Source organism: Natronorubrum bangense, assembly GCF_004799645.1.
In the GTDB taxonomy this organism is placed as follows: domain Archaea; phylum Halobacteriota; class Halobacteria; order Halobacteriales; family Natrialbaceae; genus Natronorubrum; species Natronorubrum bangense.
This window is the reverse complement of record NZ_CP031306.1, coordinates 1-15,718: the sequence shown is the minus strand read 5'-3', so window position 1 is coordinate 15,718 and position 15,718 is coordinate 1. Positions and strand designations below refer to the sequence as shown.

The following is a 15,718-nucleotide window of genomic DNA, read 5'->3' as shown; positions in this document are numbered from 1 at the left end:
GGTAGTTCTCTATACTCATTGCTAATGCGCAATATTGTTATATACCAACAGCAAAGCTGTATACCAGCTTGAATGAACTGTGATACAACCGACCCTGTTGACGGTGTCGACCGGCGTTCGGTCCTTGCTGCTGGTGTAGCGGGGCTGTCGCTCTCGTTGAGCGGTTGTGTCGATACCGTCGAGCGTGTCGTCAGCGATGATAAGGACGACCGACTCTCGTTGTCTCTCGTCACGGTCCCCGACGATGGCAACAGAGAGACCGTCCGCATCGCACGCCATCTCGAGCAGAACCTCGAGGCGGTCGGTGTCGACACCTCCATCGCCTGGCGGTCGCCCTCCGAGTTTCTGGAAATGGTCCTCATCGACCACGACTTCGACCTCTACGTCGGTCGTCACCCCGCCGATTACGACCCCGACTTCCTCTACGAGGCCCTCCATTCCACGTACGCCGACGAATCCGGCTGGCAGAACCCCTTCCAGTACACCCAGCCGACGTTTATCGATCCTGGCCTCGAGGCGCAGCGTCGGGCCGACGGTGATGTACGGCATGAGGTGATCCAGCCAGTGCTGCGAAGTATCGCCGAGGAGAAGCCGTTCGATCCGATCTGCCGTCCCGACGAGCATCGCGTCGCCAGCACCCGTTTTGAGGGATGGGGTGACAACCACCCCGCGACCCGTCGTGGCTATCTCGGTCTCGAACCGGAGGAAGACGTCGACCGACTGCACGCGCTCGTGACTGACGCACGGCCGACCCAAAACGTCAACCCACTTTCGGCGACGATCCGCGAACGGGGCACAGTCGTCGACCTGCTGTATGACTCTCTCGGAACGCTTGTCGTCACCGAAACCGACGGCGAGGTGGACTACGAGGTCGAGCCGTGGCTCGCCGACTGGGACTGGGTGCCGACCGACGAAATTGATGAGCATGAATCGGATGTAGAGTCGGACGAGACCGAAACGGACACCGAAGAGACGTTGACTGCGCTGGTGACGCTCCGAGAGGACTGTACGTTCCACGACGGAGAACCCGTGACCGCTGAAGACGTTGCCTTCACCTACCAGTTCCTCGAAGACACTGCGCTCGGACACGCCATCAGTCCGTCACCAGCCCCACGGTATCGCGGTCAGGTGAGTGCGATCAACGAAATCGAAATCAAAGATGAGTACGAGCTTCGAATGACCGTCGATTCCGGCCGCGAGGTCGGCAACCGTGCGCTGACAGTCCCGATCCTCCCTCGACACATCTGGCGGGAGGAACTCCAGAGTCGGATTAGTGATCTCGATGACTTCTCGGCACCACAGGGTCGATGGGGACCCGTCACGACCGACTCGGTCCCGCCAATCGGGAGCGGCCCCTTCCAGTTCGAGAGCCAATCTGAACGGAACTACCTGCATCTCGAGCGCTTTGACGACCACTTCACCCGTCGGGAAGACGTTTCGCTCCCTGAACCGACGGTCGAGGAACTCCGATTCAGCGTCGACCCTGGCAGCACCTCCTCGATTTCACGGGTCGAAAGCGGCGACGCGGATCTGACGTCGTCGATGCTCGAGTCACACTCGGTCGGTGGCATTTCGGATGACTCCGGCGCCGTCCAGCTCGAGTCGCCCTCGTGGACGTTCTATCACCTCGGGTTCAACACGAATGCGTCGCCGTGTAGCGATCCACGCTTCCGGCGGGCAGTGTGCCGGCTGCTCGATAAAGCGTGGATCACCGAGCAGATTTTCTACGATCGCGCGACGCCGCTCTCGAGTCCGGTCGCCGATGACTGGGTTCCCGACAGCCTCGAATGGGACGACGAAGACCCCGTTACACCGTTTATCGGTACCGATGGGATGGTAAACGTCGAGGCGGCGCGTGAAGTGTTCGAGTCGGCTGGGAACTTTCGGTACGACGATGATGGACGACTCCATATTCGAAACTAATGCTTGTTGAGGTACTGACCAGGGTTGTCCTCGTCGTCGGGTTCTTGCTCCCGATTTCGGTTGGGCTGTTCATCGGCCGAAAGCGACTTGCGACAACGCGAACAGAGTGGCGGTCCCGGATTCGAGTCGCTGCGCCGGCGATTCTTGCTCTCTCAGTCGTGTTGCTGGTCAGCCGGCTGATCCGGTGGGGCGGTGTCGATTCGGACATCGGGTTCCATATGACCGAGACGATCCGTCAGCTCGAAGGCGAGTTCGTCCTGATCTTCCTGGGAGTGTCGTCGCCGGAGCTGACGTCGTATCTGACGTTTATTTACATCTACGGCTACACGTTCCTGCTGGTCTTCCCAGTCGTGGCGTATTTCGCCCTGTCGGACACCACGATGTTTCGGCGGCTGCTTACTGCGTATGCGTTCAACTACGCGATCGGACTCGTGTTGTACATACTCGTGATTGCATATGGTCCGCGCAACGTCTTCGTCGAACAGCTGCTCACGGGGTCAGGATCGTCACCGATGATCTACGAACACAGCGTCGAATACAAGTATCTGACCCGGGAAGTTAATCGCAACACCAACGTCTTCCCGTCGCTACACACCTCGCTGTCGGCGACGGTCGGCATTTTCGCCTATCTCACTCGCTCGAGCTATCCGAAATGGTTCCCCGTCGCCGGTGTGATCTCCATCAGCGTTATCATCTCGACGATGTATCTGGGGCTGCACTGGGGGATCGACGTCCTTGCAGGGTTGGCGCTTGCAACGCTCTGTGTCGCGCTTTCGTACCGACTCGTCGGCCGGTGGTCGCTCTCGGGACTGTACGAGCGAGTTGCCGAGTCCAAGTGGTTCTGAGCAGACGCCGGACGAATCCCTGCTGCTTGGCTCGATACTGCGTTCCGAGACACAATGTTGTTATATCGCTGCTAGCGAACCGTAACAAACGAACGAAATGGATGAACGACGGAGCGGTCCGGACCGAGAAACCGACGGTGACAGCGCTGGTGGTATCAGCCGCCGGGCTGCACTGGCCAGCGCTGTCGGGGTGACCGTATCCACCAGTGGCTGTCTCCGCCAAGCTCGCAGCATCATCAACCGAGACGACATCGAGCCACTGTCGCTGACGATCACCACCCTTCCCGCGGACGGTGACCGGGAAAGCATCCGGCTCGCCCGGGAAATCGCTGCGACTCTCGAGGCCGTCGGCATCGACGTCTCGATCGAGATGCGAGCCAACGAGGAGTTCCTGCGCGCCGTCCTCATCAATCACGACTTCGATCTCTGCGTTGGCCGCCATCCTGGTGGCACCGATCCGGACTTTCTCTACGAGACGCTCCACTCGCTGTACGCCGACGAGGCCGGCTGGCAGAACCCGTTTGGTTTTACGAATCTCCTGGTCGACGACCTGCTCGAGGCCCAACGTGACGCCGACGGCGACGAGCGCCGCGAGGCCGTCACATCGATGCTCGAGGCACTGGCGATCGAACAGCCGTTCGTCCCGATCTGTACCCCACTCGAGCAGCGGCTCGTCAGAGACGATCGGTTCGACGGCTGGAGTGCGGGCCATCTCGCGACACGGACGGGCTATCTCGGCCTCGAGCCACAGACGGACGACAGCGCCGAGCAACTTCGGGCCGTCCATATGGACGCCCGGCCGTCACAGAACCTCAACCCGCTGAACGCGGAGTACCGGGACCGAGGGACGTTCACTGATCTGCTGTACGACTCGCTTGCCGCCGACCGTATCGATGCTGCTGGTAATCGGTCGCTCGAGCCGTGGCTCGCCGACGACTGGGAGTGGACTGACGAGTCGACGCTCGTCGTCTCCCTCCGGCCCGACTGCCAGTTTCACGACGAAAAGCCGCTCACTGCCGACGACGTCGCCTTCACCTATCGGCTTCTCGAGGACACCGCGCTCGGAGACAGCACCTCGCCCACACCGCCACCGCGCTATCGCGGCCGTGTCACGGCGATCGACGAGATCGACATCCGGGATGAGACCACGCTCGAAATAACAGTTGTGACGGGTCAAGAGGTCGGTGAACAGGCGCTGACGGTGCCGATACTCCCCGAACACCGCTGGGCGGAGCGAGCGGCGGCTGCGACCGTTCCCGGCGTTCGTGTCGCACAGGGCACGACCGACGCTGTCGTCACGAACAACCTGCCGCCGGTCGGCAGCGGGCCGTTTCAGTACCACGATCACGCCGAGCGCGAGCACGTCACCTTCGAGCGCTTCGATGACCACTTCACGCTGCGCGAGGGTGTCGACCTCCCCGAGCCAACCGTCGACACGATCCGAATCGGGATCGATCCACGAAGCACGTCGGCGATGCAACTGATCGAAGCCAACGACGCCGACGTCACAAGTTCGCCCCTCGAGAGCTACGTCATCGACGACGTCGAGGAAACCGACGCGGTTCGTCTGCTCGAGTCGCCGACGTGGACGTTCTACCTGCTTGGGTTCAACGCGCGGTCGGCCCCCTTCGGCAATCCTCGATTCCGGCAGGTCATCGCGCAGTTGATCGACAAGGCGTGGCTGGTCGAGGAGGTATTTCACGGGTACGCGACGCCGGTTGCGACGCCGGTGACCGACGAGTGGACTCCTGACGACCTCGCGTGGGACGGCGACGATCCAGTGAGCCCCTTTCTCGGCTCCGGGGGCGACGTCGACGTCGAAGCGGCACGAACGGCGTTCGAGGAGGCCGGATTTCGGTACGACGCCGACGGCAACTTGCGGGTGAGACAGTGATGTTGGGTCAGGTGCTGGTGCAACTCGTCGTGGTCGTCACGCTGCTTGTCCTCGTCTCGACTGCGTTGTTCGTCGGTCTGGGCCGGCTCCGGGAGACACGCGGCGCGTGGCGGAGCCGGGTGCGTGCGATTACGCCGATCACGATCGTTCTCGCATCCGCCTTGCTGTTGAACAGCGTCGCCAGACAGGCCGTCCCGGAGTTCTCGTGGCTGATCGACTGGAATCTCACCGCACCGATCTACGATCTCGAGGGGGAGTTCATCATTTGGCTGCAAGCACAGGCGACGCCGGCGTTGACGGCGTACTTTTCATTTATCTATATTTACGGCTATATTTTCTTGCTGGTGTTTCCCGTCATCGCCTACTTCGCGCTCTCGGAGACGCGGCCGCTCCGGGAACTGCTGGCAGCGTACACGCTCAACTACACGCTCGGACTGGTGGTGTACATCGTCGTTATCGCCTACGGGCCGCGGAACATGATGCCTGACCTCGTCGATGCACTGCTGTACGATACGTACCCGCAGTACCAGCACCTCACCCGTCAGGTCAACCGCAACACGAACGTCTTCCCGTCGCTACATACCTCGCTTGCTGTGACCGTCTCTATCCTGGCCTACCGCACGCGAGAGTACTATCCGGGGTGGAACCTCGTCGCGGCCGTCCTCGGGGTCTCCGTCGCGATCTCGACGATGTATCTCGGGATTCACTGGGTGATCGACGTCATCGCTGGCATCGTCCTCGCGTACGTGAGCGTCGAACTCGCCCACGTCCTCGTCGGCCGTTGGTCGGTTTCGGAGTGGATGGATGGCCGCGTCCCATCGCTGCGCCGGCGCTGATCGTCACCTGCTTTCTCACTCGCGGCTTGACGTCCGCTGTTCGTGTCGAGAACATGCCGGACCGCGAGCTGTCGCTCTCGGGAACTGAGCCAGAAAGAATCGACGGCTGGGTGGCGTTAGTTGTCCTCGAGAGCGTCAGCGATTCGTTTGAGTGCGCGCGTCTGGTCGCGCATCTCGTCTCGGAGCTGTCGGACTTCACGGACGAGTTCTTCGTTGCCGGCTTCCTCACCGCGGCCGCCCGGTGCGCCGCCGGGGCCACCGGGGCCGCCAGGGCCGCCGCCCATCATGCCACCCATCATCTGTGCGAACGGGTTGCCGCCGCCCATGCCGCCGGGGCCACCGCCGCCGCCGAACGGGCTTTCCGGTGGTTCACCCTCGCCTTCGCCTTCTTCGGCGCGTTTTTCTCGAATCTCTTCGACTCGTTCGCGGAACGACTTCTCTTCGCCGCCCTCGTCTCCCGCGTCGTTGGATTCGTTTTCGTCAGCCATGCCTGCTGCTTCTGTGTCACCGCGGAAAAGGATTACCATGTGTTGGATACACTGGGTCACACCCACCGCGGTCACCGGGACGCGGCCAGTCCATGTGTCGCTCGAGGATGTCCACGTTAGCCGAACGAGCCGAGCGACGACTGAAGATTTCGACGCGGCTCTCCGCTTGCCACCGTATACCCCACGAGGTCGCGCATATCGACGGCGTACGTCGTCCCGCCGTTCTCGAGAACGAGCAGCCGACCTTTCACGCCGATGACGGTGCCTGCAGCGATCGTCTCGGGAACCGGCTGCCGCTCACATTCGAAATTGTAATCGAGCGTCAACCTCTCGAGTACGTCGAACTCAGCAAGCGTTGCATCCCAGGCAGCCTCATCGACCGTCGCCGCGAGCGAGGCGACTTTCGTCGGCGTGCGGACCCGATCAACGAGCCGGTTGGCGATTTCGGCTTCGATCTCGCGGGCGATCCGGCCGTTCGAGACGGTGTGGATGTGGGCTGCGCGGTCGGCGCCTTGCTCTCGGAGTCGGGTCTCGAGTCGACGAGATTTGGTGACGCCGACTTTGAATGTGTTGGGGGCGAAGGCAGCGATGTAGACTGCGTGCTCCTGATAGCAGTCCATCTCGTCTTTCAGGCAGGTGCCCGTACAGCGGGCACAGACCCACGTACTCGTATGGAACTCACAGTAGGGTGCCGATGGCCGCTTGCAGGCGAGATGGTCGCCGTCGTGGATGGTGCCCACACAGTGTCGTGACTCGAGTGCGTAGGCGAGACTGGTTCCGGCCTCGAGAGGTTGGCGCTCGACGGCTCCGCCATCGCTAACCAACAGCGCTGATCCTCGCCCGCTCGGCTCATAGCCCACCAGTTGCACGCGTTCGACTTGGGCGTAACTCGGGATATACTGTTCGCTGTCTCGTCGGCAGCCGACGGTTCGACGCACCCAGACGAACCGCCTATCCGCGTCGGCACCGAAGCCGACCACATGACACTCGAAGGACGACTCGAAGCGGACGTCACAACGGCTGCGGATGGAACGACGCTGGTAACGTTCGTGTTCACCGTCACAAACAGGGGGCCAACGCCGGTCGAACTGGAGTTTCCGGACGCGTGCAAGGCGGAGTTCGTCGTGCGCGATGATGGGCGCGAAGTCTGGCGATTCACTGAGGGCAAGGCGTTTGCGCAACTGCTCACCTCGGAGACGATCCCGCCGGACGAGACGGCGACCTACGAAGCCGAGTGGGTAGCGCCCCAGCCGGGCGGCTACGTCGCCGTCGCCGAGTTACGAGCGCGGGAGGTGACCTGTACCGCACAGACCAGTTTCGGTGTGTAATACTGCCGGTTGTGACGATGGCCGACGGGACCACACGATCAGACATCCCACCGGAGCTGACGGCTAACCGGCAACCAGTGACTGGTGGGCGGCGACAGGTCCGTCATCGGACGCGGCGATGAGCGCCGACAGCGAAGTCCCTAAACCAGCCCCATCCCAACGGCGAGCCATGCAAGCGCTGGTTATCGCGGCCCACGGGTCACACCTGAACCCGAACGCCTCGGACCCCACGTACGCCCACGCGGATACCGTCCGTGAGACGGGAGCGTTCGACGAGGTCCGCGAGGCGTTCTGGAAGGAGGAACCGCACTTTCGCGATGTGATCCGGACGCTCGAGGCAGACGAGGTGTTTATCGTCCCGCTGTTTATCAGCGAGGGCTACTTCACCGAGCAGGTGATCCCCCGTGAACTGCGCCTCGAGGAGTGGGATCCCGAGCAGTGGGACTCCGATGGGACGACTGCCTCACAGGTAACACTCGAGGCCGAAGACGTCGACAAAACGATTCATTACTGCGGCCCCGTTGGCACCCACGATGCAATGACTGACGTCATCGTCCAGCGTGCCGAAAGCGTGACGGACGATCCGAACGTGGGTGACGGGGTCGGCCTCGCGGTCGTCGGCCACGGCACCGAACGCAACGAAAACTCGGCGAAAGCAGTCGAGTATCACGCCGACCGGATCCGTGATCAGGGTCGGTTCGACGCGGTCGAGGCCCTCTTTATGGACGAAGAGCCGGAAGTCGATGACGTCACGGACTACTTCGAGACGGCCGATATCGTCGTCGTCCCGCTGTTTATCGCCGATGGCTACCACACCCAGGAAGACATCCCCGAGGATATGGGGCTCACCGAAGACTATCGACTCGGCTGGTCGGTCCCAGCCGAGGTCGACGGCCACCGTCTCTGGTACGCCGGTGCTGTCGGCACCGAGAGACTGATGGCCGACGTCATCCTCGAGCGCGCGGCCGACGCTGGGGCCGATATCGGCGGCGCCCTCGAGTCGGTTCGGGCCGGGGTGGCTCCCGACGACAGCAATGGGCCAGATCTCGAGCCAAACACGAGAGCGGGTGACTGACGCGTGACGATGCCCACAGCCGATTTCGACTCGCTGATCGCGACGCTCGAGGCCGAGTCGCCGATCGCGTTCGATGGCCTGCGAATCGACCGCGACGGCGAGACGTACAGCCTCGAGACGCCCGAGAGCGAACAGTCTGGACTCGACGAAGACGACCTCGAGGCTGCCCTCGAGCCACGTGCAGCGTACGTCACGAACTGGCACTACTGGCAGAAGACGGTCGGCGGTGAGGGAACTTCCCGCCGCGCGTTCCTGCGGTGGTGTGAGCGGGCACCGCTTGCAGCCGCGTCGGACGCCGATGAGACGTCGGCGGCTGCGGACGACCTCCTCGAGGTGCCGGCACGATACGACGCGCTTCAGGAGGGAGTCGACCGCGAGTGGGGGCAGCTGTGTCTGACGGCCCGACTCGTCGACGACGCCGACGGTCCTGCCGGCGAGCGCGTCTACGATCTCTGGCACGTCGACGACACCGATACCGACCTCGCCGACCTCGAGGTCTACGACGACCCACGGGATGCCCGCGACCTCTCGACGGCCGATGACGACGGCCGGTACCGGCCGCTGAAGACCGCACCGACGCTGGTCTCCGGCTGGGCCTTTATCGGGCTTTCAGGCGCTGAACTCGTCGAAACGGTCGGCTTCTTCTATCCGGCGACGATCGCCAACTGGCATCGAGAACTGCGAGGAACGTTAGACGTCGATCACTGGCTCGAGACCGCCGAGCGCCAGACCGGGATCTACGACGTGATCGACGAGCTGCCCCGTGAGGCCGTCGAGTGGATGACCGAAGCCTGCTGTGTCGACTCCCAATGTCTGCGCCGCCGCGAGTGGCAGTACGAGGAGGGCGACGACCTCGCGGTCGACGGTGGCGACGGCCAGTTCCCGTGTCGGGAGCCGTGTTCGCTCGTCGTCGCCGCCGCGCGCAAGTGGACTGTCATCGAGTCAGAAGCAAAACACACCTACGAACTCGAGTTGACGCCGAGCGAACTGAACCAACTCGAGGAACTGATCGACGCCGTCGCCGAGGGCCGAACCGACGAGATCCGCGAAGCCGACGTCTACGACGGTGCGAACCGCTATCGGGCGCGATACCTCCGGGCAAAACGGTTCGACGACGACGGCACCCTCGAGGCGCGAGAGCGTCACGACGACTGACGACTGGTCGTCCCTCGCGAGCGCGGTGATTATCGGAGCAGCAACACGAGCGCCACGAGAAACCCGACCGAAACGATGGCAAGTCCAGCCATTGCGACCGGGCCGCCGATCGTGGCCGCCGTCAGCACTGCGATTCCGACGGCGACGAGTCCGAGCACGACGACGCCGAGTGTCGCCGGCTCGAGGCCGACGGTGGCGATCAGTCGATCGAGATCGCTCGGTTCGGGTGCGTTCTGTGCGGGTTTCGACAGCGATTCGTCGACGTCGACATCTCCCGGTGCTGGTTTGACGGTGACGGGGATCGACAGCGACTCCGAGCCGTACCCGGTCAACACCTCGAGTGTGCCTTCGAGTGGCCGCTCGATCGCCTCGGCGTTGACGCGGACGAGGACGATCGTCTCGTCGTCAGCTTCGACGTAGTAGTTCGACTCGGGGAGCGTTACGATGCGCTCGATGTCGCCCTTGAGCCGACAGTGGACGTGTGCGGGGGTGTCGTGACTTTGCAAGTGGAGGTCGAACGAGCCACGGACCTCGAGGGTACCGACAGCTGTCTCGAGTGAGTCGGCGGACCCGCGATTGACGTGGACGGTGACCTCCTGAGACACGATTCGAGTGGCCGATCAGGCCGGGGTTTCTTCGCGCATATCCGGCGGCAGCAGGTTCGGGATGCCGTCTTCGATCGGGTACCGCTCGCCACATTCGCTACAGACGAGCGTGCCCGCGACGATTTCCTCGCCGGCATCGTCGTACTCGGCGTCCTCGAGTTCTAAGTCGTGTTTGTCCAGCGGACAGCAGAGGATCTCCAGCAACGACTCCTTCATGATAAACAGGCTTACCGCAGACAGCAAAAGGCTTCGGGAACGAAACGGACACAGTCGCTCACGGAACGGTCGCGAGACTGCGCTCATTCAGACTGAGTTCGTTCCTCACGGACGGTACTGCCGACGACGAGCGCAGCCCCGATGATGACGAGGTTTTTCACGATGTACTGTCCCTCGACGGTCAGGCCGTAGGGAATCGTCGTGAACGTCACCTCTGGCAGGAGCACCAGCGGCAGGAAGGTGCCGGGCATCTGGAGGAACAACAGGAGGATACCGAGCCGGATCAGCGGCCGGTAGAGCAAGCAGATGCCGATCAGCACCTCCCAGACGCCCAGTACCGGGACGAACAGCTCCGGTGGGACGACGTACACCGTCGCGGCGACGAGCTCCGCGGCCGGGCTCACGCCGAACATCTTCAGCCCGCCGAACCAGACGAAGATGATCCCGAGCGCGATACGAAGCGTCGGCAGTCCCCAACGTCCCATCCAGTTGGCGACCGATCGGTCGACCGCTTCGACACGACGGACCGTTTCAGCTGGGACGCCAAGGGCAGACTCGAGTCGACGGACGAGTGCTGTGAATGGATCACTCATAAACTGTGCTCACAGAGAGTCAACGGCTTCTGCGAGCAAAAGGTCGCGGTGTGTATATTCGGGGTAGACGCGGTCGTCGCCAGTTATAGTAACAACTGAAACGGGTTGCACACCGATCGCACAGCTGTCGTGCGATCGGGTGCGCACTGACGTTCAGTGGCTACTATAGCGAACCGCAAAAAACGAGGCCGGAGCGTTATTCGTACGGGTTCTCGACGATGACGGTCTCGCCACGGCCGGGACCGACACCAACTGCGTAGATCGGCGTGTCGAGTTCGTCGCTGATGTACTCGAGGTAGGTCCGGGCGTTTTCCGGAATCGCCTCGTAGCCGTCGGCTGCGACCTCGGCCCAGTCGACTTCGGGCCAGCCGTCGAAGGACTTGAACGTCGCGTCACAGCGACCCCACTGCTCGGTTGTCGGGGGCACGGTGAAGATCTCCTCGCCATCGAACTCGTAGCTGTGGCCGACCTTCACTTCCTCGAGTCCGGCCAGCACGTCGATGTGGTTGATTGCGAGTCCCGTAAAGCCGTTTGCGCGCGCGGCGTGGCGCAACATCGGCATGTCGAGCCACCCGACACGGCGCGGGCGACCGGTGACGGTGCCGTACTCGCCACCCTCGTCGCGGATCTGGGTCGCGAGCGCTTCCTCGTCATCGCCAGCACCCTCGTCCGGGTCGTAGTCAGGCGTCTGGTCCTCGACGCCGCCGAGTTCGGTTGGGAGTGGCCCTGTGCCGACACGCGAGAGATAGGCTTTGACGATGCCGATAACGTCGCCCTGTCCGACGACGGTCGGGCCGAGTCCGGTGCCGACGGTCGCACCACCCGAGCTCGGATTCGAGGAGGTGACGTAGGGATAGACGCCGTGGTCGATGTCGAGTGACGTTCCCTGTGCGCCTTCGAGCATGACGTTGTCGCCAGCGTCGATGCGCTCTTGGAGGAACGTTCCACAGTCGACGGTCATGTCTTCTTCCTCGAGTCGCTTGCCGTACTCGCGGTAGGTCTCGTAGAGGTGGTCGATGTCGAACGCCTCGCCCGTCTCCTTCTCGAAGACCTCCTCTGCGAGGGCTTTCTTTTGGGGGACGACGTACTCGAGTCGCTCACGCAGGACGTCGGGATCGAGCAAGTCACCCACACGGACACCGCGTCGACCAGCCTTGTCCTCGTAGGTCGGGCCGATGCCGCGTTTGGTCGTTCCGGCTGCGAGGTCTTCTTTCTCTGCTTCCTCGATGCCGTCGAGCGCGCGGTGGTACGGGAGGATGACGTGTGCGCGTTCGGCCACGCGCACGTCAGGCTCGAGATCACGCTCTCGGAGCGTGTCGATCTCGTTGAACAGCGTCTCGGGGTTGACGACACAGCCGTTGCCGAGGACGCCAACCTTCCCACGAACGGCGCCGGACGGCACGAGTGATAGTTTGTACTTCTCACCGTCGTGAACGACGGTATGGCCAGCGTTGTCGCCGCCCTGATACCGAGCAACGACGTCAGCGGCGTCGCCGTAGACGTCGACGACTCCACCCTTGCCTTCGTCGCCGAGTTGCGACCCGACGATTGTGACGGTCATAACAGCGGCGGATTCTTGCCCGGCCGATAAACAGATTACGGTATGGCCGGGGTGATCCTGTGTTGATGTACATAGACGTGTATAGATCAGGCTGGAACGTCCCAGGTGCCGACCACCGTGGCTCGAGTGACGCCGTGTTCGTCATCCGGGTCCGGACCACGAACGTCCGACCGCGGGCGCGCCACTGGCGAGAGACTGGCGGTCGGTCCCATGTCGAATCATCACTGTTCCGTCGGGCGATTCCGCCGACGTGATAGGCCAGTGAATCGTTCGTCCACGCTGGGAACGGAACCGTTAACTACTGACAGGACCAAGATGTCAGTTGAGCGGAAACCGGTCAGTCCGCGAGAGTAACTTTTAAAAGGTCCAAAGACAAGTTAACAAATGCCATGATAGACCGACTTGAGAAGGAAGTCGATATGTTGGAACGACATCTGCAGGTCCTGAAGATGGTTATCGAGAACGAACCGATCGGGATCGTCAAGATGTCGAACGAGACGGGCTACCCGCACCACAAAGTTCGGTACTCGCTTCGTGTCCTCGAGGAGGAAAACCTCACCGAGCCCTCCAGCCAGGGTGCAATCAAGACCGAGCGCACCGCTGAGTTCGTCGACGAACTCGACGGCAAGCTCGACGACATTATGGACAAACTCGACGGCATGAAGATCGAAGACGTCGCAGAGATCGAAGGCTAATCTCTCTTCGCGCCGCACCGGCCTGATTCTGTGCGTCTTTCAGGGCCGGAGATATCGAGGCAACGTGCCTCGACCAGCGATCGATATCTGCTCATCACGGACGGCCACACTCGAAACCGGTCGGTTAGCCACAGTCACGTTCCCGGCTGATTGAGCGCTGGCCAGCGCCGACTCATTTATGCCGGCTTCGCTTCGCTCATCGCTGAGACTGCACACAATACTCCTCTTGCAACGGCCGGCAACAGCCACGCGAGAGTGCTGCGAGAATCAGTTGTTCACGTGTGATCGGTGCGTGAATCGTGTTGTCCGGCAGTATCAGTCCAACCCGGCGGTCACAGTTCGGGCACGTTCATGTGGAACCCTTCCGAGCGCGACTCGACCAGACAGAGGTGATACCCCTGTTTTCGGGAGAGATTAACGTAGCTCAACTTCGAACTGCGGCTGAGCAGGCCACCAGTCGTCGCCTGTTCGGCGACCTCGAGCGCGCCAGGCTCGAAGTAACTCGAGGTGACAACGGTCGCCGCCGCGAGGTCGGGGTAGTTCGCCTTGACTGCTGAGGCGGCTTCTTCCATCTCCTCGAGCATCGCCTGTGTTGCGGGCTCGCGCGATTCGTTCAGGTTTGCGACGATCAACGGGTTCCCCATCTTATCGAACGCAACGATATCGAAGGTTACGTCGTCGGGAACGTCGTCGGTGTCGTCGTCTGCAAGCGAGATCGTCGCCTCGAGCTCGGCGCGGTCGATTCGTGGGATCGCGTCGTAGAGATCGCCAAGTCCGTTGGCGTTACCGGTATCACGGATCTCATAGAGCACCATTGCGGTGAGCCAGTCGACGAACCGATACTCCATTGTCGCGGTGAGAAACTCCTCGTAGGGAGCGCCATCGACGGCGACGTCGCTCGCGTCGAACCCGGTGTGATACTCGAGGCGACGATTCGATTCGACCTCGGTGCGATCGGCCTCGCCGTCGTGAGCCGTCTCGAGGGTTGGCTGGCTCTTCGAGCCATACCGGACGAAGAGGTTCGTTCCGGCCAGTGCCTGCTGGGCCGGCAGTGCCGTACTCGCGTCCGGCGTGTCCGTCTCTGAGTCGGATGCAGATTCACGAGCCTGTTCCAGTTCGGATTGGAGCTTTTGTACACGTGACTGGAGGCGATCGACCGTTGTCGAGAGCTCGTTGTTTTCCGATCGAAGCCGGTCGCGTTCGGCCTCGAGCTCCTCGGCTCTGGCTGCGAGGGCGTCGCGTTTCTCCACGAGCGTCTCCAGTTGCTGTGTGAGCGTGGCGATTCGCCGTTCGTGGTCAGCGCTGGATGCTGTCTGTTCGTCCGCTGATCCGGCAGTGGTGGCGGTAGCTTGCTCTGCCTGTTGTGAACTGCCGCGTTGGCTGTGGGTGTCTTCTTCGGATCGGTGACGCTGTCGGTTCGTTTCCGACGTCGGTGTCTCCGATCTGGCGGCCGTCGTGGCTGTGCGACCCGACGTGTTGTCGGCTCTGTCAGTGGTGGTCGACTTCGATGACGACCGTGCAGTGTCACCGCGGCCGGCGGACGCACTGTTTTTCGCCGACTCCGCTGATTCAGTGTTGTCTGGATCGATCGACGGGATACGCCGCGTTTCGCGCCACTGTGCTTCCTGCTCGAATCGTTCGTCATCCGCCTGTGGTTCGTCGTCGGACTGTGACTCGACGTCGTCTTCGGTCCAGGAGATGTTGCTCTGCTCCAGCTGTGCTGCTGCCTTTTCTACCGCGGCAGGATCGAGACTCGACCGTTCGCCGCGCTCGCTATCAGTTCCAACGGACTCATCGTCCGAACCGACCGTCGTGGTGTTTGCTCCCACCGCTTCGGCGGATTCGTTGGTCCCGGCTTCGTCATCGTCGCCAACCGATACGGACTCGTGTTCGGGCGCGCCCGAATCGGAACTGCTGCTGTCGTCGATCTCAGTCGTTGCTGCCAGATCTGTGACGAACTCACGTGTCTCCGACTCGAGTTCCGTTTGGCCGTCTTCGTCCGTCGGAGCCGAATCGCTCTCGAGTTCGCTTGTCACTTCTGTCTCAGTTAATGCCGCTCGAGGCAGGGTGTGGCTCCGAGCCGTCGGCCGTCGTGATCCCTGACTGGGCATCCGTCTCCTCGCTGGGCGACTCCGTCGCTGTGTCGTCGAGGGTGATATCTGCGACTGAGGTGCCGCGGGCTCATCGGCCGTCGTCGGCTCCGTTTCGGAGAGATCGATCGACTCGATCGCCGACTCCGTCGGATCGGAACTCCGGCTCGGAGGCCATCTCCGTGTTCGGCTCGTCGGTCGTCGCTGCACTTGGCGTCGTTCCGGTTCGGTGTCGGGAGTGGTCTCGTGGTTCGAACTCGAATCGTCGACGTGTTCGGTCGTGTCCGTGCTGGAACGTCGGTGACGTCGATGTCGACGTCGGTTATTCGTAGATCCCAACTCGTTGTCGGCACGTTCGAACGCCTCATCGCCGGTCAGCAGCTGCTCGGCGTTGCCGATGTAGGCCGCCGCCAT

Annotated in this window: 16 protein-coding genes; 8 read left to right on the top strand and 8 right to left on the bottom strand. The window is 62.3% G+C overall.

Translation table 11 applies throughout. From position 1 onward, the window contains the following. Positions 1-72 precede the first annotated feature (72 nt). From DV706_RS15430 to DV706_RS15415, 4 genes are all read left to right on the top strand, one after another. Entirely contained in the window at positions 73-1,923 is a 1,851-nt protein-coding gene (locus tag DV706_RS15430; protein ID WP_006068014.1) for an ABC transporter substrate-binding protein, read from the top strand. After that, entirely contained in the window at positions 1,923-2,768 is an 846-nt protein-coding gene (locus tag DV706_RS15425) for a phosphatase PAP2 family protein (RefSeq protein ID WP_006068015.1), read from the top strand. The genes DV706_RS15430 and DV706_RS15425 overlap by 1 nt, the downstream gene beginning before the upstream one ends. Positions 2,769-2,865: 97 nt before the next feature. Further along, on the top strand, positions 2,866-4,662 hold the full coding sequence (locus DV706_RS15420; protein WP_006068016.1) for an ABC transporter substrate-binding protein: 1,797 nt from the start codon (positions 2,866-2,868) through the stop codon (positions 4,660-4,662). Continuing rightward, the gene (locus DV706_RS15415; RefSeq protein WP_006068017.1) at positions 4,662-5,498 is read left to right on the top strand and encodes a phosphatase PAP2 family protein; all 837 of its coding nucleotides are present in this window, start codon (positions 4,662-4,664) and stop codon (positions 5,496-5,498) included. The genes DV706_RS15420 and DV706_RS15415 overlap by 1 nt, the downstream gene beginning before the upstream one ends. Before the next feature lie 116 nt (positions 5,499-5,614). On the opposite strand, the gene DV706_RS15410 is transcribed toward DV706_RS15415, so the two are convergent. Beyond that, a complete protein-coding gene (locus DV706_RS15410; RefSeq protein WP_006068018.1) occupies positions 5,615-6,025 on the bottom strand; it encodes a hypothetical protein in 411 nt (136 codons plus the stop codon). A 77-nt stretch (positions 6,026-6,102) separates the two neighbouring features. Then, positions 6,103-6,855 (bottom strand): DUF2797 domain-containing protein, encoded by a 753-nt coding sequence (locus DV706_RS15405; protein ID WP_049890025.1) that lies wholly within the window; start codon positions 6,853-6,855, stop codon positions 6,103-6,105. A gap of 111 nt (positions 6,856-6,966) precedes the next feature. On the opposite strand from DV706_RS15405, the gene DV706_RS15400 reads away from it, so the two are divergent. From DV706_RS15400 to DV706_RS15390, 3 genes are all read left to right on the top strand, one after another. Beyond that, entirely contained in the window at positions 6,967-7,314 is a 348-nt protein-coding gene (locus DV706_RS15400; protein WP_006068020.1) for a BsuPI-related putative proteinase inhibitor, read from the top strand. Positions 7,315-7,483: 169 nt separating this feature from the next. After that, positions 7,484-8,389, top strand: a complete 906-nt coding sequence (locus DV706_RS15395; RefSeq protein WP_006068021.1) for a CbiX/SirB N-terminal domain-containing protein — start codon at positions 7,484-7,486, stop codon at positions 8,387-8,389. 9 nt (positions 8,390-8,398) lie between these two features. After that, complete coding sequence (locus tag DV706_RS15390; protein WP_049890007.1) at positions 8,399-9,544, top strand: DR2241 family protein; 1,146 nt, start codon at positions 8,399-8,401, stop codon at positions 9,542-9,544. Positions 9,545-9,573: 29 nt separating this feature from the next. On the opposite strand, the gene DV706_RS15385 is transcribed toward DV706_RS15390, so the two are convergent. The 5 genes from DV706_RS15385 to DV706_RS22335 form a co-directional block, all read right to left on the bottom strand. Further along, the gene (locus DV706_RS15385; protein ID WP_006068023.1) at positions 9,574-10,149 is read right to left on the bottom strand and encodes a DUF7524 family protein; all 576 of its coding nucleotides are present in this window, start codon (positions 10,147-10,149) and stop codon (positions 9,574-9,576) included. Between the two features lie 15 nt (positions 10,150-10,164). Continuing rightward, positions 10,165-10,365: a methytransferase partner Trm112 gene (locus DV706_RS15380; protein WP_049890008.1), complete on the bottom strand. Its 201-nt coding sequence runs from the start codon at positions 10,363-10,365 to the stop codon at positions 10,165-10,167. 83 nt (positions 10,366-10,448) lie between these two features. Then, positions 10,449-10,958, bottom strand: a complete 510-nt coding sequence (locus DV706_RS15375; RefSeq protein ID WP_006068025.1) for a DoxX family protein — start codon at positions 10,956-10,958, stop codon at positions 10,449-10,451. 196 nt (positions 10,959-11,154) lie between these two features. Continuing rightward, positions 11,155-12,519 (bottom strand): adenylosuccinate synthase, encoded by a 1,365-nt coding sequence (locus DV706_RS15370; protein ID WP_006068026.1) that lies wholly within the window; start codon positions 12,517-12,519, stop codon positions 11,155-11,157. Positions 12,520-12,605: 86 nt separating this feature from the next. Continuing rightward, entirely contained in the window at positions 12,606-12,731 is a 126-nt protein-coding gene (locus DV706_RS22335; protein ID WP_275040563.1) for a hypothetical protein, read from the bottom strand. 177 nt (positions 12,732-12,908) lie between these two features. Between DV706_RS22335 and DV706_RS15365 the strand changes: the two genes are divergently transcribed. Continuing rightward, a complete protein-coding gene (locus DV706_RS15365) occupies positions 12,909-13,214 on the top strand; it encodes a hypothetical protein (protein WP_006068027.1) in 306 nt (101 codons plus the stop codon). Positions 13,215-13,546: 332 nt separating this feature from the next. Here the strand turns inward: DV706_RS15365 and DV706_RS15360 are convergent, their stop codons facing one another. Next, the gene (locus DV706_RS15360; RefSeq protein ID WP_240756907.1) at positions 13,547-15,325 is read right to left on the bottom strand and encodes a DUF7527 domain-containing protein; all 1,779 of its coding nucleotides are present in this window, start codon (positions 15,323-15,325) and stop codon (positions 13,547-13,549) included. Between the last annotated feature and the right edge of the window lie 393 nt (positions 15,326-15,718).